Genomic DNA, 19,430 nt, shown 5'->3' with positions numbered 1-19,430 from the left:
CGTTCCGTGCTTGGATCAGCCTAGGCGCAAAAGGTGAATGAATGATCGACGGCGGGGAGGCAATCCGGAAACTGGCGCTGAACGTCGCCCGCTATACCGGCCTTGCACCGCTGGCCAAGCCGTTCATCGGCGGCATTGGCGCCATACTGATGCTGCACCGCGTCACCGCGACGCCGGAAAAGCCGCACAGCGTCAACCGCCATTTGAACATAGCACCCGGCTTCCTCGATGCCATGATCGCCGACATGAAGGCGAGCGGCTATGCCTTCGTCGCCATGGACGAAGCCGTCGAGCGCATCAAGGTGGGCGGCAAAGGTGGCCAGTTCGCCACCATCACCGCCGACGACGCCTATCGCGACAACATGACCGAGGCGCTGCCGTTGCTGGAGAAGCACGGTGCACCGATCACCATCTATGTCGCGCCCGGGCTTATCAACGGCACCGCCGACCTGTGGTGGGATGTGGTCGAGGACATCGTCAACGCGCGCGACAGCCTCACTCTGACGCGACCGAACGGTCCATTGACGATCGATTGCTCGACACCTGCGAAGAAACTGCAGGCCAATGCACGCCTGCATGCCTATCTAACCTCCGAAGTCCGCGAGGAGAATCTGCAAGCGGTGCTGCGCGAACTGGCTCGCTCAAATGGCGTTGACGCCGACGGCCCGCGCTTGCGGACATTGATGAACTGGGACGAAATCCGCAGCATCGCCGCGCATCCGCTGGTGACGATCGGCGCTCATACGATCAACCACAGCAATCTGAAGCGGCTTTCAGAAGCCGACGCCCGTCAGGAGACCGGCGCCGTGCGCGCCATGTTGCAGGCGGAGCTGGGCGAAAAGCCCGGCCATTTCGCCTACCCCTATGGCTATGCAAGTGCTGTTGGCTGCCGCGAAGTCCGCTTTGCCCGCGACTCGGGCTATGCATCCGCTGTAACGACGCGCCACGGTGTGCTGCGCGCCGAACATGCCGGTTTCCTGCATGCCTTGCCGCGCATTTCAGTCAACGGCCGCTACCAGAGCCTCGCCCATATCCGCACCATGCTGTCGGGCGTGACGACGCCGCTCGCTAACGCCGGCAAGATGCTCGTTACGATTTGATGGCGGCGGGGCCCGGATTCCGCTTAGCGCTTCGCCCGCGGCTCCAGCATCAGCCATTTGATGATGCCCATTGCCGGCAGCACCCAGAGCAGGCCGCTGAGCAGGAAGAACAGGAAATGCACCCACGGGCCCGACTCCGACAGCTGGGCGACCGCGAAGATCGATGCGACGAGCGCATAGATGATGACCAGCGCGATCAGCAGGAACATTCCGATCAGCTTTTTCAGGCGCAGGGGCATGGTTGGTCTCCTGGTCGAGGATGCCGGCAACTCGGACAGGGGACCACCGGGCAAACTCAGAGTGTTGGCCTCGCATAGGCCTTGGCGCGAAGCTGTGCAACCGATGAGACGCGGCGCGACGGCGTGCCGCGCTGCATGGCCTTGCCAGCGCGGGTGCGATGGTCCACCAATCCGCCAAACCAACCTGCCGGGACAAGACCATGGCTGCCATATCAGCTGCCGCACCATTTGTGGCCCGCGACCGCGACCTGCGCAACCGGGCGCTGTTGCGCGGCTGGCTCTATATGGTGGTGCTGGTGCTGTTTGCGTTGGTGTTGGTCGGCGGCGCCACCAGGCTTACCGAGTCCGGCCTGTCGATCACGCAGTGGAAGCCTATCCATGGCGTGATCCCGCCGCTCAACGACGCCGAGTGGCAAGAGGAATTCCAGCTCTATCAGCAGATCCCGCAATATGCCGAGCTCAACAAGGGCATGAGCATCGAGGCGTTCAAGTCGATCTTTTGGTGGGAATGGGCGCACCGCATCCTGGCGCGTAGCGTCGGCCTGGTCTTTGCCTTGCCGTTGCTGTTCTTCTGGGCGACACGCCGCATCGAGCACGGTCTGGGGCTGAAACTCGTGGGCATCCTTTTGCTCGGCGGCCTGCAGGGCGCCATAGGCTGGTGGATGGTGGCCTCCGGCCTGGTCGATCGGGTCTCCGTCAGTCAGTACCGGCTGGCGACCCACCTGACACTCGCCGCACTGATCTTCACCGCGACCATGGTCGTGGCACGCGGGCTGGCGCCGCATTCCGAGCCTGCCGCCGATCGGTCGACGCAGAGGCTGGCCGGTTTCATCGTGCTTCTGGCGCTGGTCCAGATCTATCTCGGCGGCCTGGTCGCTGGGCTCGACGCGGGCCTGAGCTACAACACCTGGCCGCTGATGGACGGCAAGATCATCCCGGGCGATCTCTTGCTGCTCGAGCCGGCGTGGCGCAACTTCTTCGAAAGTCCGAAGACGGTGCAATTCGTCCACCGGCTCGGCGCCTATACGGTGTTCATCGTGGCCTTGTGGCACATGATCGCCACGCGCCGGCGGCTGCCAGGCTCAACGCACGCTCGCCGTGCGACGCTGCTGTTTCTGCTGGTGCTGGTGCAGGCCTCGATCGGCATCGGCACGCTGCTGATGCATGTGCCGCTGCACATGGCGCTGACGCATCAGGGTTTTGCACTCATCGTGCTGGGCTTTGCCGCGGCGCATTGGCGCGGCACCAAGGGCGCCTATCCCTTGCCGCACGAAATCGCGCTCAGGAGCTGATCCCAGGAAAAGTGTGAAACGGTTTTCCCGGGAACGCGCATAGCGCTTTCCCTTAGGGAATTGCGTCACAACAAAAAGATGGATCGGCCAGTTACATCCAGAATTCGTTTGAAGATGTCGTCTTCTCGCCGTCGAATTCCGCCTGACGCAACGCGGCGGCTGATGGCGCGGATTGGCCCTGATCGGCCTTGGCAGCCTTGTCGGCGGCCTTGAGTGCATCAAGTCTGGCTTGGGCCACGGCGATATCTTGCTGCACATGCGCGGCCTTGACCTGATCCGTGATCGCCTTGGCCTGATCTTCCAGATCCTGGATCTGCTTCTCGAGCGCGGCCTCCTGGGCTGCATTGCTCGACGAGCTGGACGAGGAATACTGGGTTACCTGGGAGGGCCCCGAAATCGCGCTGACCATGACAAATCCCAGAATGGAGCCGGGACCAGTCAGTAGCCCATCGTGGTGAACAGGCGGTTACTTGCGCTGCCCTTGCATAGTTCATTCGCCGTTCAGAAGATGCGCCTGCTTGTCAAAACGGCATCTGTCCCAGCTAGCACTTCGACCCTTCGATATCTGTGCGTTGGTTCCAATTTTTGATGAAAGCCAAATGCACAACGTTTAAGTTGCGGAGTTCCGGAGTGAGAAGGGCCACAGTGATCCAATGTCGAAACTCAAGCAGCCGATCTCGCTAAATACGGCGTTCAACGACTACACCATAGACGAGCAGATAGGTGAAGGTGGCGCCGGTCGTGTCTACGCCGGGAAAGATAATGCTGGCGAATCGGTAGCAGTAAAAGTTCTTACTCAATCCTCATCGGACAAAAGAAGAAGATTTAAAAACGAAATTGCTTTCCTGATGCGAAATAAGCATAAAAATATAGTAACCGTAATCGATTTTGGAATTGCTGCTACAGAAAAGTTCAATGGTCCATTTTACGTGATGCGTCTATATAGCGGTAGCCTTCGCGACGAATTAAGCAAAGGCATTCAACCCAGCAACGTATTAAAACTATTTTCCCAAATTTTAGATGGCGTCGAAGCGGCGCATCTTCTCGGAGTAACACATCGCGATTTGAAACCAGAAAACATACTATTCGACAACAGAACGGATGTCCCAGCTATTGCAGATTTTGGCATTGCAAACTTTTCAGAAGATACCTTGGCCACGATGGTAGAGACTGGGCCAACTCAACGGATGGCAAATTTCATTTACGCTGCACCCGAGCAGCGCGGTTTTGGCAAGAAAGTCCTACCATCTGCCGATATCTACGCGTTGGGCCTAATGTTGAATGAGATGTTTACCGGCAGCGTACCCCATGGGACCGACTACAGCTCTATAGAAGGTATTGCGACAGAATTCGCATACTTGGACCGTGTTGTGGCAAGTATGATCAAGCAAAATCCTAGTGACAGGCCGGAATCCATAGCGGCGATTAAGATGCTTGTTCAGAAGTATCATGCCGAGTCGGTTTCGTTGCAGAAACTGAGCGCGATCACAAATACCGTGGTGAAAATGGGAGAGATCGATGATCCTCTCGCCCATGAGCCACCAAAGTTAATTGGTGCAAATTGGGATGACGGGATACTCCGGCTGACGCTTGATCGTCCTGTAACGCCAGAATGGATTGAGGCGCTTAACAATATGGGAAGTTATAGCTCGATTATGGGGGTAGAACCTCATTCGTTTCGGTTCATAGGGGCGGAAGCGTCCGCTTCAGTTCCAGAGCACTCTGCCCAAGCTGCAATAGATCATTTTAAACAGTGGCTTCCGAGAACGACCCTTATTTTGAGGGAGCGGCTTACAGCGAAGGCGCGCCAAAAGGAAATGCAGCAGATCGAACAACTTAAGCGAGAAAGGGAGGCGGAAGAAAGGCGCCTCCGCGTCAACGGGAGTTTAAGAATATAAACCCGGTGTGAAGGTGACCTAGGTCAGCCCGAGCATCAAGTCCATGTTCTGGACGGCGGCACCCGAGGCACCCTTGCCGAGATTGTCATAGACCGCCAGCAGCAGGGCCTGCGCGCGTTTGTCGTTGGCAAAGACGTAGACCTTCATCCGGTTGGTGCCATTGTAGACCTCCGGATCGATCTCCGGCATGCGCTCCGAATGCGCATAGGGCGCCACCTCGACCACGCCGCCCTTGATGGCAGCGAAATGGTCGGCAATCGCCGCATGCAGCTCCGCACCCGTCGGCACATGGTCGAGACCGCCCAGTTGCAATGGCACGACCGTGATCATGCCTTGCGCGAAATTGCCGACCGCCGGCTGCATGATCGGATCATGCGATAGCTTGGCATAGGCCCTGAGTTCCGGCACGTGCTTGTGCTGCAAGGTGAGGCCGTAAGGGAGGAATTCCGAGGCGTCCTCGCCCTTGGCGACATAGTCCTCGATCATCGGCCGTCCGCCGCCCGAATAGCCCGAAATACCGTTGACGGTGATCGGGAAATCGGCGGGTAGCAGGCCGGCGGTGACCAGCGGCCGCAGCGTGGCGATCGGTCCCTGCGGCCAGCAGCCGGGGTTGGCAACGCGTTTTGCCGAGGCAATTGTCTTCGCCTGCGTCTTGTCCATCTCGGCGAAACCATACGCCCAGCCTTCCGCCACGCGATGCGCGGTCGACGCATCGATGACCTTGGTGGTGTCGTTGGCGATAAGCGACACGCTCTCCTTCGCCGCATCGTCGGGCAGGCACAGGATCGCGACATCGGCGGCATTGAGGAACTCGGCGCGCGCAGCTGTTTCCTTGCGACGCTCGGCGGGAACCGAGATGATTTCCAGGTCGCCGCGCTCGGCAAGCAGCGCCCGGATCTGCAGACCGGTAGTGCCGTGTTCGCCGTCGATGAAGATTTTCGGTTTCATGGACTGATCAAATTCCCTGTTAATTCAGGACTATATGTCCTGTCCTTGATTCACTGCGGCACCCTGGTGGCTGCCGTTGTTGCTCAGCTCTTCGAGCCGTGCCTTTCGCTCCGCCAGCAGGCCGAGATATTGCATGGCCACCATCGAGCCGGCGATCGCCGTTATATCGGCGTGATCATAGGCCGGCGCAACCTCTACGACATCGGCGCCGACAATGTCGATCTGGTTGAGCTGACGCAGCGTCGAAAGGATCTTCGCCGAGGACGGTCCGCCGGCTACCGGCGTGCCTGTTCCCGGCGCATAGGCCGGATCGAGGCAGTCGATGTCGAAGGTGAGATAGGTCTTCTTGCCGCCGGTGCGGTCGACGATGGCGTAGGCGATATCGGATGCCCGCATTTCCTCGATTTCATGGCCGTGGAGGATCTTGATGCCGAACGTGTCGGGCGCGTGGGTGCGGATCCCGATCTGGATCGAGCGATCTGGATCGATGATGCCCTCCTTGACGGCGCGGCCGACGAAGGATCCGTGGTCGATGCGCTTGCCATCATCCGGCCAGGTGTCCTGATGCGCGTCGAACTGCACCAGGGCGAGGGGACCGTGGATGGCGGCATGCGCCTTGAGCAATGGCCAGGTGACGAAATGGTCGCCGCCGAGCGTCAGCAGGAAGGCGCCTGATTTGAGTATCTTCGCCGCCTCACGCTCGATCGTGCCGGGCGTCTTCTGGTGGTTGCCTGAGTCGAGCAGGCAATCGCCATAGTCGACGACCGCCAGATGCTCGAATAGATCACGTGAAAACGGGTATTGCGGGTCGTTGTCGAGGATCGCCGAGGCGCGGCGTATAGCCTGCGGCCCGAAACGAGCGCCAGGCCGGTTGGTCACGGCGGCGTCGAACGGAATGCCCCACACCACCGCGTCAGCGCCCTTCACGTCCTTGGTGTATTTACGCCGCATGAACGACAGCGCGCCGGAATAGGTCGGCTCGAACGCGGCGCCCATTTTGGAACGGGCGGTGAAGGCGTTGTCGATGTTGTTGTTCGCCATTGCGGATCCTCGTTTTCATCGGGGTGCAACAACTACAGAAGCGGCAGGGAAGATACCAGTCACAGCTTGGCGAGACGGAATGGTGCTGCGCGAGTGCCACTCCAAGGCAGGATTTGTCGCCTTGCGGGCCTGATTTCAGCATGATTCCATTGCAGGGGCGCGACAGGTCCTCGCCAGGACCGACTGGACCCTCGCCGAGATCGTGATGAGGGCGGTTATCGTGCTTTTCGTCTGCCTGGCGGGCGACAATGATTTCGGTATCGCGGCACCGCTGGGTCACCTCGATCGAGGGGTTGCCCGCAAAGGTCGTCATGGCCGACGCGGCCTACGATGCCAAATACCCGATCGACAAGTGTCCACTCATCCTAGGGCCTGCATCAGTTCGTTGATAATGTCCTGAGGATGCTCAAGTCCCACGGACATTCGTAGCAATCCGGCTGGCGCCTTGGCGCATCGATGATTTCCTCGCTACGGCGCAGTTGCAAATTCGCGTCGGTCATTATATTGACCGCAATAGATGAGCCGAGGCACTAAGTCAATATAATGACCGATGTTACGACAGCGATGGATTCCGAGCAGATGCTTGGCAAAGCGATAGCGGTTCGAATCCGAGACTTGAGGCGCGACCAAAATCTGACCCTGGATCGACTGGCAAAACTGAGCGGGTTGTCCAAGGGAACCGTCGTCTCGCTTGAGCAAGGCAAGGCGAACCCCAGTATCGGCATACTTTGCCGACTGGCGGCGGCGTTTTCGCTCTCCGTGGCCGATTTGCTGAATGACGATCCTTCCACAGTTCGCCTTCCCATTGAGCGGACAGAGACGAGGACGCTTTGGACAAGCGCCAAAGGAAGCTTTGCACAACTTCATTCATCGACCTCGGGACGCACGATGTTCGAATTGTGGAGCTGGGTCATTATGCCGGGCGACGTGTTTTCCGCAGATGCTCATAGTCCGGATACGCGCGAGCTGATCTCGGTGACTCAGGGGTCCCTGAGTGTCCTGGTGGGTACCCATGCAGTAATTTTGAGCCAGGGCGAGAGTGCGCGGCTTGTCACTGATCAACCGCACACATACGCGGCGGTATCTGATGTGCCCGCCCACTTCTCGATGGCCGTCCTTGAGCGTGGTGGACAGCGAGATGCGGGGCGCTCGTCGACCGCAACGAAGATGCCCGGGCCCGTTCCGTAAGATTTCGCCGATCACTAACAGCCGCCACTCACGACAGGAGAAATACCGTTGTACGTTCCGCCCCATTTTGCCGTTCCCGATCAGAACGCCCAGTTCGACCTTATCGAGAGACACCCGCTCGGTATCCTGGTCACCCAAAGCAAAGGCATCCTCGACGCGAACCACGTCCCCTTTGAGCTCGACCGCTCGAAGGGAGACAAGGGCGTCCTCAATTGTCATGTTGCCCGCAAGAATCCAGTCTGGCAGGAAGTCGCCAATGGCGATGAAGTCCTCGTTATCTTCCGTGCGGCCGACGCTTACATCTCGCCGAACTGGTATCCAAGCAAGCACGAACTCCACAAGCAGGTGCCGACGTGGAACTATCTCGTCGTCCACGCCCACGGACGCATCACTGTCCGGGATGATGAGCGATATGTACGCCGTAACGTGGCGAAGCTCACTCATATACAAGAAGCCTCGCAGCTTGCCCCGTGGAAGATGGGCGACGCGCCGAGGGACTTCATAGACACGATGGTTAAGGCGATCGTCGCCCTGGAGATCGAGATCACCGGCCTGGTTGGGAAATCAAAACTCAGCCAGAACAAAGAGGTGCGCGATATTCAGAACGCTGGTGAAATGCTGAATGCCCAAGGCGTCAATGGGATAGGAGAAGCGATGCTCGCGGCTGCGGCGGCCAAATCCCAATAGCATCAGTCTTGTCCCGACAGGTGGCCCTGAGAGACAAATGCTTCGGCTCGCGGGGAACGCGACCTGCATTCGTCGTCATGGCCGACGCGGGCTAAGATGCCGATCTGTTGCGCCGCAAATACCCGATCGACAAGCGCCGCTATGCCCAACGTCACCTGATCGAATGTCGCTTTTCCCAGGCTCAAGCAGTTCCTACGCCCTCGCCACACAATTCGAGAAACTATCTTGCCGTCACATCGCGGCAACCGTCCTCTGGATTCAGACAAGTGTCCACGCATCCTAGCCGGCTGCGTTCACCTCCCTGTCACGGGCATCGCTTATCTCGATTTCGTCCCGGCAAGGAGCGATTCTCGATGCGGACCATCTGGCTCAGCCTATTCTTTTCCTCGGCACTTGCGGTCTTCTCTGGCCAGTCGTTGGCCGGTGAGACCCGCGCCAGCCAGATTCTCGACCGCTTCGACCATGCCAACCAGTGGCGCGACCACGTGATGGTGGCCGCGCATCGCGCCGGCAGCATGCAGGCCGGCAAGACGCTTTATGCGGAAAACTCGATTGCCGCGGTCGAAGGCTCGATCGCCATGGGCGCTGAGATCGTCGAGGTCGACATCCGGCGTTCGAAGGATGGTGAGTTCGTCGTCATGCATGACAGCTGGCTTGATCGCACCACGACCTGCAAGGGCGAGGTGGTCAAATACACGCTGGCGGAACTCAGGACCTGTAGGCTGGTGATCGAAGGTACCCGCATCGTTACCGATGAGACGGTCTCGACGCTGCGCGAGATGCTGACGGCAACGCGAGACAGGATTCTCATCAATCTCGATAACAAGCTCGACGTCGGCGATCTCTCGGGCATGATCGCTGTCGCTCGCGATCTCGGCATGGCCGAGCAGGTCATCGTCAAGGAGAACCTGTGGAACCAGAACAGGATTTCCACGGTCAAGGCCGCCATGAGCGCCATCAACGGCGGCTTTCAGTTCATGCCGATCATCGCCGACGACGCGGTGCATAATGCCGGTTTCGCCGAAACGGTCGACCGTGCCTTGTCGCCGCGCGCGATCGAACTGATCAACTGGCGGGCGGGCGCTGAGACGCTGACCGAGACCGGCGGGCCGCTATTCAGCACGCGAATGCGCGCGGCTGCCGTACGTGGCAACTGGCACATCTGGGCCGACACCTACGCCATCGTCAACAAGCCGGGCGGCTTCCTTGCCGGCGGCCGCGGCGATGAACTGGCAGTCCAGGCCAGCCTGCCGCGCGAAGCCTGGGGCTTCTGGGCCGATCGCGGCGCCACTATCATCCAGACCGATGAGCCGAAGGCAGCCATCGGCTGGCTGGCGGCGAACGGTTTTCGCGTGCCTTATGCCATCGAGGCGCGGCCGGTTGAGCCGGCGAACACGGCGAGTATCAATTAGTTAGGAACGCTGGCGCCGCACCCCACCCGGCGCTCCGCGCCGACCTCCCCATCGAGGGAGGTAGAAGGTCACGGCAGATTCCCACCCATCGAGTGTCTCGCAAGGCCTGGCAAGTGCTGGAGCGCGCCACCCTACCTCCCCTTGATGGGGAGGTCGGCGCGAAGCGCCGGGTGGGTGACTGCCGAGCCCTAACTGGAAGGCCTTGCTCCCCAGTGGGTCCCACCCTCAAGCAGCCATCGCTATGCCATCCAATTCGCTCAGCACGTTGTCCGAAAGCACCAGTTCGCCAGCCGCTAGGTTCTCCCTGAGATGCCCGACAGACGATGTGCCGGGGATCAGCAGGATATTGGGGGCGCGACGCAGCAGCCAGGCGAGCGCGACCTGCATCGAGGTGGCGCCGAGGCGCTGGGCCACATCGGACAGCGTCGACGACTGCAGCGGGTTGAAGCCGCCGAGCGGAAAGAACGGTACATAGGCGATGCCGTCGCGGGCGAGGTCGTCGATCAGGGAGTCGTCGCCGCGATGCGCCAGATTGTACTGGTTCTGCACACAGACGATCTCGGCGATCCGGCGTCCTTGCGCGATCTGCGCAGCCGTCACGTTGCTCAGTCCGATATGCCTGACCAAGCCCTTTCGTTGAAGCTCGGCCAGCACGGTGAGCGGCGCTTCGATCGACCCTTCGGCGGGGCCATGGGTGTCGAACATGACGCGCAAATTGACCACGTCGAGCACTTCGAGCCCGAGATTGCTTAGATTGTCGTGTACCGCCTGGGTCAGGGCTTCGCGAGAAAAGGCCGGCAGCCATGAACCATCCGCACCGCGGCGTGCGCCGATCTTGGTGACGATGACGAGATCGTCGGGGTAGGGTGCCAGCGCCTCGCGGATCAGCCGGTTGGTGACGTGCGGACCATAGAAGTCGCTGGTGTCGATGTGGTCGACGCCTTGTGCAACCGCTTCGCGCAGCACGGCCAATGCCGCGTCATGATCCTTGGGCGGCCCGAACACGCCGGGTCCGGCGAGCTGCATGGCGCCGTAGCCGAGCCGCTTCACGGTATGGCTGCCAAGGGTGAAAGTGCCGGCCTGTTGAATATCGGACATGATTGATCTCCTTTGATGAGGCAGAGATAGACGCTGCTCAACCTCGTGATAATCAGGTACAATCCACACAGGCTGTGCGGAATGGCGAACAATGATGGACCTCAGTGATCTGAACGCCTTCGTGGCTGTGGCGCGCGCCGGCGGTTTCCGCGACGGGGCGCGAGCCAGCGGCGGCAGCGCCTCCGGTTTGAGCGAGGCGGTGCGTCGCCTCGAGACACAGCTGGGTGTCAGGCTGTTCAACCGAACCACGCGCAGCGTTGTGCCGACCGAGGCCGGCCTCAGCTTGCTGGAACGGCTTGGCCCGGCGCTGTCGGAGGTGGAGGCGGCGCTGGACGTGGTGAATGGCTTTCGCGACAGGCCGGCGGGCTCGTTGCGGCTCAACGTGCCGGTAAGCGCGGCGCGGCTGATATTGCCCGACATCGTCCCGGGTTTTCTTGCCGCCTATCCCGGTATCCGGCTGGAGGTGATCGCCGACGAGAACTTTGTCGACGTGCTGGCGGCCGGGTGCGACGCCGGTATCCGCTACGACGAGCGGCTGGAGCAGGACATGATCGCGGTGCCTATCGGGCCGCGCGTGCAGCATTTCGCCACCGCCGCCAGCCCTGCCTATCTCGATCGCCATGGACGGCCGGAACACCCGAGCGACCTGCTTGGACATTCCTGCGTGCGCGGCCGCTTTGCCAGCGGTGCGATGCTGCCATGGGAATTCGAGCGCGACGGGGAGGTGGTCCGGGTCGATCCAACGGGGCCTTTGATCGTGCGGATCGGCGGGGCGACTGACCTTGCCGTCGATGCGGCCATCGCCGGCACCGGCATCATCGGCCTCTTCGAGGGCTGGCTACGCCCTTACTTCGACAGCGGCGCGCTTGAGCCCATTCTCGAACCGTGGTGGCCGAGTTTTCCCGGACCGTTTCTGTATTATCCCGGCCGGCGCCTGGTGCCGGCCCCGCTGCGGGCGTTCATCGATTTCATCAGGTCCGGCAAGTCCTGAGCTGTCGTGACGCCAAAGGCATGGATGGAGTGATTGGTGAGCCGCAAACAAAAAGGCCGCCCGGAGGCGGCCTTTCGATTGTCTGAAGCGGCGGTGCGATTAGCGCTTCGAGAACTGGAAGCTGCGGCGGGCCTTCGCCTTGCCGTACTTCTTGCGCTCGACGACGCGGCTGTCGCGGGTCAGGAAGCCGCCCTTCTTGAGCACGGCGCGCAGCGTCGGCTCGTAGTAGGTCAGCGCCTTGGAGATGCCGTGGCGCACGGCGCCGGCCTGGCCGGAGAGGCCGCCGCCGACGACGGTGGCGACGATGTCGTACTGGCCCGAACGGTTCGAGGCGATGATCGGCTGGTTGAGGATCATCTGCAGGACCGGGCGCGCGAAATAGGTCGCGAATTCCTTGTCGTTGACGATGATCTTGCCCGAGCCGGGCTTCACCCAGACACGCGCAATGGCGTTCTTGCGCTTGCCGGTGGCATAGGCGCGGCCCGACTTGTCGAGCTTCTGGACGTGGACGGGGGCCGCGGCTTGCGTATTGGTGTTGCCGGTGGCGGCGCCCAGTTCTGCGAGCGAGGAAAGCTCAGCCATCTTATGCGACCTTCTTGTTCTTGGAATTCAGCTTGGCCACGTCGAGAACCTGGGGCTGCTGGGCGACATGCGGATGCTCGGCGCCTGCATAGACGCGCAGGTTCTTCATCTGGCGACGGCCGAGCGGGCCACGCGGCACCATGCGCTCAACGGCCTTCTCGACGACACGCTCGGGGAAACGGCCCTCGAGCAGCTGGCGCGCGGTGCGCTCCTTGATGCCGCCGGGGTGGCCGGTGTGCCAGTAATAGACCTTGTCGGTGAACTTCTTGCCGGTGAACACCACCTTGTCGGCATTGATGACGATGACATTGTCGCCGTCGTCGACATGCGGGGTGAAGGTCGGCTTGTGCTTGCCGCGAAGATGATTGGCGATGACAGTGGCGAGACGACCGACGACGAGACCTTCGGCGTCGATCAGGATCCACTTCTTCACCACATCCGCAGGCTTCTGCGAAAAGGTTGTCATGTTTTCTGCTCTCGGTTCTGACCTTCACGAGGGAAGGCGTTTCTTGTTGCTTGGATTGGCGAAAAGCGCTTGCCCGCCGCCAATAACAAAACGGCGGCCTTTGCGGGCCGCTGCTTCGTGAGGGGCTTATAGGCGAGGGTGGTTGTGGCGTCAAGGCATAGGAAAAGCAGGTTTGTACGCAAAAAAGCAGCAAAAACAATCGCTTAGCAAAAAGGTATTATTTTACCACATCGAAATGGTTCGACAGGAACGGAACCGAGACAAGGTGGCTGCCTTCTGCCAAGGCGGCGGTGAATTGGGATCGACTCGGTAGCGCGTCGCCTATCCCGGTCCAATGTGACGCCTCTACGTCGTACGACAGACCGTAAGGACAAAAAGTTCTCGGTAACAGAAGTCGGGCTGGTCGAGCAGCTCGCCCGGATTTTGGCCCAGGCGCTGCCAATAGCTCCGGTCGGCCTGGCTGAGGTCGTAAGTGGTTGAAACGGATGCGAAGTAAGCCAGGAGATCGGCGACATAAGCGCGCGTGAAAGACGAAACGGGCGCCCAGCGCTCCACGAGCCAACCCTTACGCCACAAAGGTGTGATGCCGACGGCTCGAAGGCGAGCGGGCAGCGTCGATCCGCAATCCGTTCCCAATACCCCCTTGTCGCGGAATGCCTGCAGGCGGATCGCCATGAAACGCGAGAGAACGCCCCGGTCGATCGGCAGGATATGCAACAGAGTCGAGTCGAAGTCCTTGATGGCAAGCATCCCGCCGGGCTTCAGGACACGGCAAGCTTCCCGGACCGCTTGGGCGAACTCGGCCGGGGTCAGGTATTGCATGACGTTGGCCGACCAGACGCAGTCGAAGGAAGCGTCGATAAAGGGCAATTCCAGAACGTTGCCAGTTTGGGCGTGGATTGTCGGCTCCTGCCCAAGGTCCGGTATCCAGCCCTTCACCCGCGCGATGTTCTCGGGTGCCATGTCGATCACATCGATCGTTCCGCTCGGCCCTACCAAGTCACGCAGGACAGGCAAGAAGCTGCCGCTGCCGCAGCCAGCGTCCAGAACCGCCCAACCCGGCTGAATGCCTATCGCACGCAGCGCCTGTTCATATTCAGGACGCGACGACTCGAAGTGCAAGTCAAGCCACCCCGCATCGCTGGCTTCGTGTCCCGTAGAGGTGGAGTTCGTTGCCAAGGGCTCAGTCTCTCTGGTTCCGACCGTGGATGCTGGCCAAGATTAGTCGGTTGCTTGTCCGGCGGAAAGCTTTCTTGTTGCCCCGGTCCGACTGCTCTTGCCCAAACCAAGGACCATCATGTCATCCTGCTGCGCCTTGTCCGGCACTATGTGTTACGCTTCGGCGGGATCGAATAGGTACCGGTGGCGTGAGCCACCGTGTGGGCTTCCGGGCCGGCAACCATGTCGATGTCGAACACCATCAGGCTCTTTCCGAGCTTCAGGATGCGGCAGTGACCATCGATCGGTCCGGCCTCGGCCTTGCGGACGAAATTGATGTTGAGATTGGTGGTCACCGAGAGCGCATCCGGTCCGGCATGCGACAGCACGCAGACATACCCACCAATGTCGGCCAGCGTGAACAGCGAGGGGCCGGATACCGTGCCGCCGGGACGCAGATGCCGCTCGCCTGCATTGAGCCGCACGGTGCAACCGCCCGGAAACACCTCGATCGCCTCGTAATATCTGAACTGCTCGTTGAGCTGCGGATAGACAGTTTCCATCAGCACATTGACCTGTGCCGCGGTCAGCACCGGCTTGAGGTTGGTCTGGGCGGGCATATCGGCCTCTCGTTTCGGGCCAGGCCTGTATGAGCGCAGCACGGCGTTTCTAGCAACACCTTCGTCCGTTGGCGCAAGCGATCGGTGTTGGACGAAACCCGATCCGGTATTAGATACTCTGCCAGCCCCGAGCGGAATCGCGGAGACTATATCCATGGCCGAAATCCTTGCCATCAAGCCTGTTGCCGTTGACGGTCCGGTTGCCGCAAGGCTGGACAAGGGCGTGCTGCGCCTGACGCTTGCCAATCCGCCCGCTAACGCCCTGTCGCTGGCGGTGATGGCGGCGCTGACGGCGGAACTCGAACGCGCCAAGGCCGACAAGGCCGTTCGCGTCATCGTTCTGTCGGCGTCCGGCAAGGTGTTCTGCGCCGGCCATGATCTCAAGGAAATGACCGCGAGGCGCTCCGATGCCGACCGTGGCAGGGCCTTCTTCGAAGAGACGTTTGCGGCTTGTGCCGCGCTGATGCAGGCGATTGTGCGTCATCCGCTGCCCGTGATTGCCGAAGTCGACGGCCTCGCCACCGCCGCCGGGCTGCAACTGGTCGCCAGTTGCGATCTGGCGATTGCCTCGCATGAGGCGACTTTCTGCACGCCAGGCGTCAACATCGGTCTGTTCTGCTCGACGCCGATGGTGGCGCTGTCGCGCAACGTTTCGCGCAAGCATGCGATGGAGATGCTGCTGACTGGCGAAACGATCGATGCCGCGACCGCCAAAGAATTCGGCCTGGTCAACCGCGTCGTGCCGCGTGAGTATCTGAATCAGATTGTCACCAAATACGCGCAAACCATTGCTGCCAAATCATCTTTGGTGGTCAAGACCGGCAAGGAAGCCTTTTACGCGCAGGCCGAAATGGGACTGGCGGATGCCTATGCCCTTACCGGCCGCGTCATGGTCGAGAACATGCTGGCACGTGACGCCGAGGAAGGCATCGGCGCCTTCATCGGCAAGCGCAAACCGGAATGGACGGACGAATAGGGGCAGCACCATGGAACCGCGCATCTCCATTGTCACCATCGCCACAGACGATCTCGACCGCGCCGTTCGCTTCTACGAAGCGATGGGCCTGACCCGTCATACCGGGATCACCGAGGGTGTCGCCTTTTTCCAGATGGGCGGCGTTATTCTCGGCCTGTTCCCGCGCGCCAGCGCCGAGGAGGATTCGGGTGTTGCCTTTTCCGGCGCACCGTCCGCTGTCTATCTCGCCTACAACACCCGTTCCGACACGGAGGTCGATGAAGTCCTCGCCAGGGCCGAGAAAGCCGGCGGCCGCATCGTCAAGCCGGCCGGGCGCGCCTTCTGGGGCGGCTGGTATGGCTATTTCGCCGACGCCGACGGGCATGTCTGGGAAGTGGCGCACAATCCGGCCTTTCCGATCGCGGAAGACGGCACGATCTCGCTGCCCGATTGATGGCCTACCGCAAGCAGCTGACGCGGCTCAAGGCACCTTATCTCAAGCGCATCCTGCTCGACCCCGCACGGGTCGAGGATTGGGAAAAATACCCCTGGAACCTGCCGCTGTTTCGCGGCCACGACTTCGAACTCGAATTCACCACGCCGATCACCATTATCGTCGGCGAGAACGGCACCGGCAAATCGACGCTGCTCGCGGCGATCGGCGCATTGGCCGGCTATGACGAAGCCGGCGGCGGCAAGGGCTACCGGCCGGTCGACCATTCCAGCGCCATCGACAAGAGTGGCTCAGCATTGGCAAACACATTCCGCGGCCACTGGCTGCCGAAGGTCACCGCCGGCTGGTTCTTTCGTGCCGAATCCTTCTACTCCGTGGCTCGTTATCTCGACCAGGCGGCGCTGGAAGATCCGTTCAAGCCGCCGCCGCCGGACTTCCTGTCCTGGTCGCATGGCGAGGGTTTCATCCGCTTTTTCGAGGAACGCTGCCGCAGGCAAGGCATCTACATCCTCGACGAGCCGGAGAGCGCGCTTTCGCCATCGCGCCAGATCGAGCTGCTCAAGATGCTGCGGCGCATGGACCAGTCGGGCACCGCGCAGGTGGTCATGGCGACGCATTCGCCGTTGCTGATGGCCTGTCCCGGGGCGCGGCTGTTCCGCATCAGCCGCTTCGGGCTGGAACCCTCCGATTTTCGCGATACCGACCATTTCCGCATGATGCGCGATTTCAGCAATGACCCGGATGGCTTTCTCGACGAGGCGTTGTATGAGGACGAGCCATGAACCACGATAGCTACGACAACACCTACATCGCCGGCATCCTCAACTCGGTGAAGACCGTCGCCATGGTCGGCGCATCCGCCAATGATGTGCGGCCTAGCTATTTCGTGCTGAAATATCTGCTGGCCAAGGGGTTTTCGGTGTTTCCGATCAATCCCGGCCAGGCCGGCAAGGAGATCCTCGGCCGGATGACCTATGCCAGGCTGGCCGACATTCCGGAGCCGATCGACATGGTCGACATCTTTCGCGCGCCAGCAGCGGTGCCCGGCATCATCGACGAGGTGTTGCGGCTCGACCCCTTGCCGAAAGTGATCTGGATGCAGCTTGGCGTGCGCCACGACGAGGCAGCCGCCCGCGCCGAGGCCGCCGGCATCAAGGTGGTGATGAACCGCTGCCCCAAGATCGAATACGGCAAACTGTCCGGCGAGATCGGCTGGACCGGCGTCAACTCCGGCGTGCTGTCGTCGAAGAAGCCGCTGATGCGGTCGGGATTCCAGAGTTTCGGCGTGCGCCAGAAGTAGGCGAGGGGCAACAGCGCAAAATTATTCCGGCAAACGCCATATTTTCCAGCCACTTGATAGAAGGTCCCGCACGGAAGGGTATTTTCTTCTTTGCATTCGAGGCCGGGCTTCGCCAAGAATGCCCGGCGAATTTCAGAAGGTTTTTCAGGGAGGTTTTCAGTGACCCGCACGCCAGGTTTCAATACGCTCGCCGTCCACGCCGGGGCCAAGCCCGACCCGGCGACCGGCGCTCGTGCCACGCCGATCTACCAGACGACCTCCTTCGTCTTCGACGACGCCGACCATGCCGCCTCACTGTTCGGACTGAAGGCTTTCGGCAACATCTACACCCGCATCATGAATCCGACGCAGGCGGTGCTGGAAGAGCGCATGGCGGCACTCGAAGGCGGCACGGCGGCTCTTGCGGTCGCCTCCGGCCACGCCGCGCAGGTGATCGTGTTCCACAATCTGATGCAGCCGGGCGACAATTTCGTTGCCGTCAACAAGCTTTATGGCGGTTCGATCAACCAGTTCGGCCATGCCTTCAAGAATTATGGCTGGGAGGTGCGCTGGGCCGACACCAACGACATCTCGACCTTCGAAAGCCAGATCGACGACAGGACCAAGGCGATCTTCATCGAGAGCCTCGCCAATCCGGGCGGCACCTTCGTCGATATCGAGAAGATCGGCGACATTGCGCGCAAGCATGGTCTGCCGCTCATCGTCGACAACACGCTGGCCTCGCCCTACCTGATCCGGCCGATCGAGCATGGCGCCGACATCGTCGTGCATTCGCTGACCAAATTCATCGGCGGCCACGGCAATTCGATCGGCGGCGCCATCGTCGATGGCGGCACCTTCGACTGGTCGAAGTCCGGCAAATACCCGATGCTGTCGGAACCGCGCCCTGAATATGGCGGCCTCGTCCTGCACGAAACCTTCGGCAATTTCGCGTTCGCCATTGCCGCGCGTGTGCTCGGCCTGCGCGATCTCGGCCCGGCGATCTCGCCGTTCAACGCCTTCCTCATCCTGACCGGCCTGGAAACCTTGCCGCTGCGCATGCAGCGCCACTGCGACAACGCCGTGACGATCGCAGCCTGGCTGTCCAACCACCCCAAGGTCGCGTCTGTGAACTACCCCGGCCTTCCCAGCGACAAGAACAACGCGCTGCAGAAGAAATACTCGCCGCAGGGCGCCGGCGCCGTGTTCACCTTCGCACTGAAGGGTGGCTATGACGCCGGCGTCAAATTCGTCGAGGCGCTCGAACTGTTCTCGCACCTGGCCAATGTCGGCGACACCAAGTCGCTGGTCATCCATCCGGCTTCGACCACGCACCGCCAGCTTTCCGACGAGCAGAAGGTCAAGGCCGGCGCGGGACCGGACACGGTGCGGCTTTCCATAGGCATCGAGGACGTCAACGACATCGTCGCCGACCTCGAACAGGCGCTTGCCAAGGTCTGATCTTTTTACCCTCCCCCTTGTGGGGAGGGTCGGCGCGCAGCGCCGGGGTGGGGGTGAGCCGGGCGCAGCGCCGGCTCTTTTCATGGAGGCAAGTCTTGTCGGCGCATTACCTGACAATATCGACGGACAGCGTCGAGGCCGAGCCTGGCTCGCCGGCACCGGATCGGCTGATCTCGGGCGATCCCAAATTCCGCACCTGGAACGTCGAGGAGCGCGACGGCGGGCTCTATGCCGGCATCTGGGAATCGACCCCCGGCAAGTGGCGCATCGTCTATGACGAGTGGGAGTTCTGCCACATCTTGTCCGGCGTTTCGGTGATCGCGGAGGACGGTGGGCAGGCGCGCACCGTCAAGACTGGCGACAGCTTTGTGCTGAGGCCCGGCTTCAATGGCAGCTGGGAAGTGCTTGAAACGACGCGCAAGGAGTATGTGATCAAGCTCTGATCTCGCGTCGCAACGATTCTGGTGAAATGCCGGTGCGGTTCCGCGCCGCGGTACAGCAGACATTGGCGGCCTGCCGACCGAGCGGGCCGTGAACTCATCAATGCGGCATGACGGGAGT

General features: G+C 61.1%; 22 protein-coding genes. 13 read left to right on the top strand and 9 right to left on the bottom strand.

Going from position 1 to position 19,430, the window contains the following annotated elements; all coding sequences use genetic code 11:
- Positions 1–41: 41 nt before the first annotated feature.
- Positions 42–1,100, top strand: coding sequence for a polysaccharide deacetylase family protein (locus NKJ90_RS04995; RefSeq protein WP_023759867.1), 1,059 nt, complete (start codon positions 42–44; stop codon positions 1,098–1,100).
- A gap of 23 nt (positions 1,101–1,123) precedes the next feature.
- Here NKJ90_RS04995 and NKJ90_RS04990 read toward each other — a convergent pair whose 3' ends face one another.
- Complete coding sequence (locus NKJ90_RS04990; RefSeq protein WP_023759866.1) at positions 1,124–1,339, bottom strand: DUF2842 domain-containing protein; 216 nt, start codon at positions 1,337–1,339, stop codon at positions 1,124–1,126.
- Between the two features lie 200 nt (positions 1,340–1,539).
- On the opposite strand from NKJ90_RS04990, the gene NKJ90_RS04985 reads away from it, so the two are divergent.
- Positions 1,540–2,631, top strand: a complete 1,092-nt coding sequence (locus NKJ90_RS04985; RefSeq protein ID WP_023759864.1) for a COX15/CtaA family protein — start codon at positions 1,540–1,542, stop codon at positions 2,629–2,631.
- Between the two features lie 91 nt (positions 2,632–2,722).
- Here the strand turns inward: NKJ90_RS04985 and NKJ90_RS04980 are convergent, their stop codons facing one another.
- Positions 2,723–3,040 (bottom strand): hypothetical protein, encoded by a 318-nt coding sequence (locus tag NKJ90_RS04980; protein WP_023759863.1) that lies wholly within the window; start codon positions 3,038–3,040, stop codon positions 2,723–2,725.
- 244 nt (positions 3,041–3,284) lie between these two features.
- Here NKJ90_RS04980 and NKJ90_RS04975 point away from each other — a divergent pair, with 244 nt between their 5' ends.
- A complete protein-coding gene (locus NKJ90_RS04975; RefSeq protein ID WP_023759862.1) occupies positions 3,285–4,529 on the top strand; it encodes a serine/threonine-protein kinase in 1,245 nt (414 codons plus the stop codon).
- A gap of 18 nt (positions 4,530–4,547) precedes the next feature.
- Here NKJ90_RS04975 and argC read toward each other — a convergent pair whose 3' ends face one another.
- A complete protein-coding gene (gene argC / locus NKJ90_RS04970) occupies positions 4,548–5,477 on the bottom strand; it encodes an N-acetyl-gamma-glutamyl-phosphate reductase (protein ID WP_023759861.1) in 930 nt (309 codons plus the stop codon).
- A gap of 30 nt (positions 5,478–5,507) precedes the next feature.
- On the bottom strand, positions 5,508–6,518 hold the full coding sequence (gene speB, locus NKJ90_RS04965) for an agmatinase (protein ID WP_023759860.1): 1,011 nt from the start codon (positions 6,516–6,518) through the stop codon (positions 5,508–5,510).
- Positions 6,519–7,061: 543 nt separating this feature from the next.
- On the opposite strand from speB, the gene NKJ90_RS04960 reads away from it, so the two are divergent.
- From NKJ90_RS04960 to NKJ90_RS04950, 3 genes are all read left to right on the top strand, one after another.
- On the top strand, positions 7,062–7,706 hold the full coding sequence (locus tag NKJ90_RS04960; RefSeq protein ID WP_023759859.1) for a helix-turn-helix domain-containing protein: 645 nt from the start codon (positions 7,062–7,064) through the stop codon (positions 7,704–7,706).
- Positions 7,707–7,754: 48 nt separating this feature from the next.
- Positions 7,755–8,393 carry an FMN-binding negative transcriptional regulator gene (locus NKJ90_RS04955; RefSeq protein WP_023759858.1) on the top strand — a complete coding sequence of 213 codons (639 nt, stop codon included), beginning with the start codon at positions 7,755–7,757 and terminating at the stop codon, positions 8,391–8,393.
- A gap of 353 nt (positions 8,394–8,746) precedes the next feature.
- Complete coding sequence (locus NKJ90_RS04950; RefSeq protein ID WP_023759857.1) at positions 8,747–9,805, top strand: glycerophosphodiester phosphodiesterase family protein; 1,059 nt, start codon at positions 8,747–8,749, stop codon at positions 9,803–9,805.
- A 225-nt stretch (positions 9,806–10,030) separates the two neighbouring features.
- On the opposite strand, the gene NKJ90_RS04945 is transcribed toward NKJ90_RS04950, so the two are convergent.
- Complete coding sequence (locus NKJ90_RS04945; protein WP_023759856.1) at positions 10,031–10,903, bottom strand: aldo/keto reductase family oxidoreductase; 873 nt, start codon at positions 10,901–10,903, stop codon at positions 10,031–10,033.
- Between the two features lie 91 nt (positions 10,904–10,994).
- Here NKJ90_RS04945 and NKJ90_RS04940 point away from each other — a divergent pair, with 91 nt between their 5' ends.
- Complete coding sequence (locus tag NKJ90_RS04940) at positions 10,995–11,894, top strand: LysR family transcriptional regulator (protein WP_023759855.1); 900 nt, start codon at positions 10,995–10,997, stop codon at positions 11,892–11,894.
- A gap of 99 nt (positions 11,895–11,993) precedes the next feature.
- On the opposite strand, the gene rpsI is transcribed toward NKJ90_RS04940, so the two are convergent.
- The 4 genes from rpsI to NKJ90_RS04920 form a co-directional block, all read right to left on the bottom strand.
- Entirely contained in the window at positions 11,994–12,476 is a 483-nt protein-coding gene (rpsI, locus tag NKJ90_RS04935; RefSeq protein WP_023759854.1) for a 30S ribosomal protein S9, read from the bottom strand.
- A gap of 1 nt (position 12,477) precedes the next feature.
- On the bottom strand, positions 12,478–12,942 hold the full coding sequence (gene rplM, locus NKJ90_RS04930) for a 50S ribosomal protein L13 (RefSeq protein ID WP_023759853.1): 465 nt from the start codon (positions 12,940–12,942) through the stop codon (positions 12,478–12,480).
- A gap of 345 nt (positions 12,943–13,287) precedes the next feature.
- Positions 13,288–14,121, bottom strand: coding sequence for a class I SAM-dependent methyltransferase (locus NKJ90_RS04925; protein ID WP_023759852.1), 834 nt, complete (start codon positions 14,119–14,121; stop codon positions 13,288–13,290).
- A 146-nt stretch (positions 14,122–14,267) separates the two neighbouring features.
- Entirely contained in the window at positions 14,268–14,720 is a 453-nt protein-coding gene (locus NKJ90_RS04920) for a PaaI family thioesterase (RefSeq protein WP_023759851.1), read from the bottom strand.
- A 154-nt stretch (positions 14,721–14,874) separates the two neighbouring features.
- On the opposite strand from NKJ90_RS04920, the gene NKJ90_RS04915 reads away from it, so the two are divergent.
- From NKJ90_RS04915 to NKJ90_RS04890, 6 genes are all read left to right on the top strand, one after another.
- Complete coding sequence (locus tag NKJ90_RS04915; protein ID WP_023759850.1) at positions 14,875–15,696, top strand: enoyl-CoA hydratase; 822 nt, start codon at positions 14,875–14,877, stop codon at positions 15,694–15,696.
- A gap of 10 nt (positions 15,697–15,706) precedes the next feature.
- Entirely contained in the window at positions 15,707–16,129 is a 423-nt protein-coding gene (locus NKJ90_RS04910) for a VOC family protein (protein WP_023759849.1), read from the top strand.
- Entirely contained in the window at positions 16,129–16,911 is a 783-nt protein-coding gene (locus tag NKJ90_RS04905; RefSeq protein ID WP_023759848.1) for an AAA family ATPase, read from the top strand. The genes NKJ90_RS04910 and NKJ90_RS04905 overlap by 1 nt, the downstream gene beginning before the upstream one ends.
- Positions 16,908–17,429 carry a CoA-binding protein gene (locus tag NKJ90_RS04900; protein ID WP_023759847.1) on the top strand — a complete coding sequence of 174 codons (522 nt, stop codon included), beginning with the start codon at positions 16,908–16,910 and terminating at the stop codon, positions 17,427–17,429. The genes NKJ90_RS04905 and NKJ90_RS04900 overlap by 4 nt, the downstream gene beginning before the upstream one ends.
- A 159-nt stretch (positions 17,430–17,588) precedes the next feature.
- Positions 17,589–18,869 (top strand): O-acetylhomoserine aminocarboxypropyltransferase, encoded by a 1,281-nt coding sequence (locus NKJ90_RS04895; protein WP_352485747.1) that lies wholly within the window; start codon positions 17,589–17,591, stop codon positions 18,867–18,869.
- 95 nt (positions 18,870–18,964) lie between these two features.
- A complete protein-coding gene (locus NKJ90_RS04890) occupies positions 18,965–19,312 on the top strand; it encodes a cupin domain-containing protein (protein WP_023759845.1) in 348 nt (115 codons plus the stop codon).
- Positions 19,313–19,430 lie beyond the last annotated feature (118 nt).

Source organism: Mesorhizobium sp. M0051 (assembly GCF_040323235.1).
Classification (GTDB): Bacteria; Pseudomonadota; Alphaproteobacteria; order Rhizobiales; family Rhizobiaceae; genus Mesorhizobium.
Note: the sequence above shows the minus strand (reverse complement) of the source record. Positions and strands in the feature narration are given on the sequence as shown.

Bases quoted from the DNA above. Each gene is read 5' to 3' on its own strand.
- NKJ90_RS04995 (WP_023759867.1), top strand. From the start codon at position 42: ATGATCGACGGCGGGGAGGCAATCCGGAAACTGGCGCTGAACGTCGCC.
- NKJ90_RS04990 (WP_023759866.1), bottom strand. From the start codon at position 1,339: ATGCCCCTGCGCCTGAAAAAGCTGATCGGAATGTTCCTGCTGATCGCG.
- NKJ90_RS04985 (WP_023759864.1), top strand. From the start codon at position 1,540: ATGGCTGCCATATCAGCTGCCGCACCATTTGTGGCCCGCGACCGCGAC.
- NKJ90_RS04980 (WP_023759863.1), bottom strand. From the start codon at position 3,040: ATGGTCAGCGCGATTTCGGGGCCCTCCCAGGTAACCCAGTATTCCTCG.
- NKJ90_RS04975 (WP_023759862.1), top strand. From the start codon at position 3,285: ATGTCGAAACTCAAGCAGCCGATCTCGCTAAATACGGCGTTCAACGAC.
- argC (WP_023759861.1), bottom strand. From the start codon at position 5,477: ATGAAACCGAAAATCTTCATCGACGGCGAACACGGCACTACCGGTCTG.
- speB (WP_023759860.1), bottom strand. From the start codon at position 6,518: ATGGCGAACAACAACATCGACAACGCCTTCACCGCCCGTTCCAAAATG.
- NKJ90_RS04960 (WP_023759859.1), top strand. From the start codon at position 7,062: ATGACCGATGTTACGACAGCGATGGATTCCGAGCAGATGCTTGGCAAA.
- NKJ90_RS04950 (WP_023759857.1), top strand. From the start codon at position 8,747: ATGCGGACCATCTGGCTCAGCCTATTCTTTTCCTCGGCACTTGCGGTC.
- NKJ90_RS04945 (WP_023759856.1), bottom strand. From the start codon at position 10,903: ATGTCCGATATTCAACAGGCCGGCACTTTCACCCTTGGCAGCCATACC.
- NKJ90_RS04940 (WP_023759855.1), top strand. From the start codon at position 10,995: ATGATGGACCTCAGTGATCTGAACGCCTTCGTGGCTGTGGCGCGCGCC.
- rpsI (WP_023759854.1), bottom strand. From the start codon at position 12,476: ATGGCTGAGCTTTCCTCGCTCGCAGAACTGGGCGCCGCCACCGGCAAC.
- rplM (WP_023759853.1), bottom strand. From the start codon at position 12,942: ATGACAACCTTTTCGCAGAAGCCTGCGGATGTGGTGAAGAAGTGGATC.
- NKJ90_RS04920 (WP_023759851.1), bottom strand. From the start codon at position 14,720: ATGCCCGCCCAGACCAACCTCAAGCCGGTGCTGACCGCGGCACAGGTC.
- NKJ90_RS04915 (WP_023759850.1), top strand. From the start codon at position 14,875: ATGGCCGAAATCCTTGCCATCAAGCCTGTTGCCGTTGACGGTCCGGTT.
- NKJ90_RS04910 (WP_023759849.1), top strand. From the start codon at position 15,707: ATGGAACCGCGCATCTCCATTGTCACCATCGCCACAGACGATCTCGAC.
- NKJ90_RS04905 (WP_023759848.1), top strand. From the start codon at position 16,129: ATGGCCTACCGCAAGCAGCTGACGCGGCTCAAGGCACCTTATCTCAAG.
- NKJ90_RS04900 (WP_023759847.1), top strand. From the start codon at position 16,908: ATGAACCACGATAGCTACGACAACACCTACATCGCCGGCATCCTCAAC.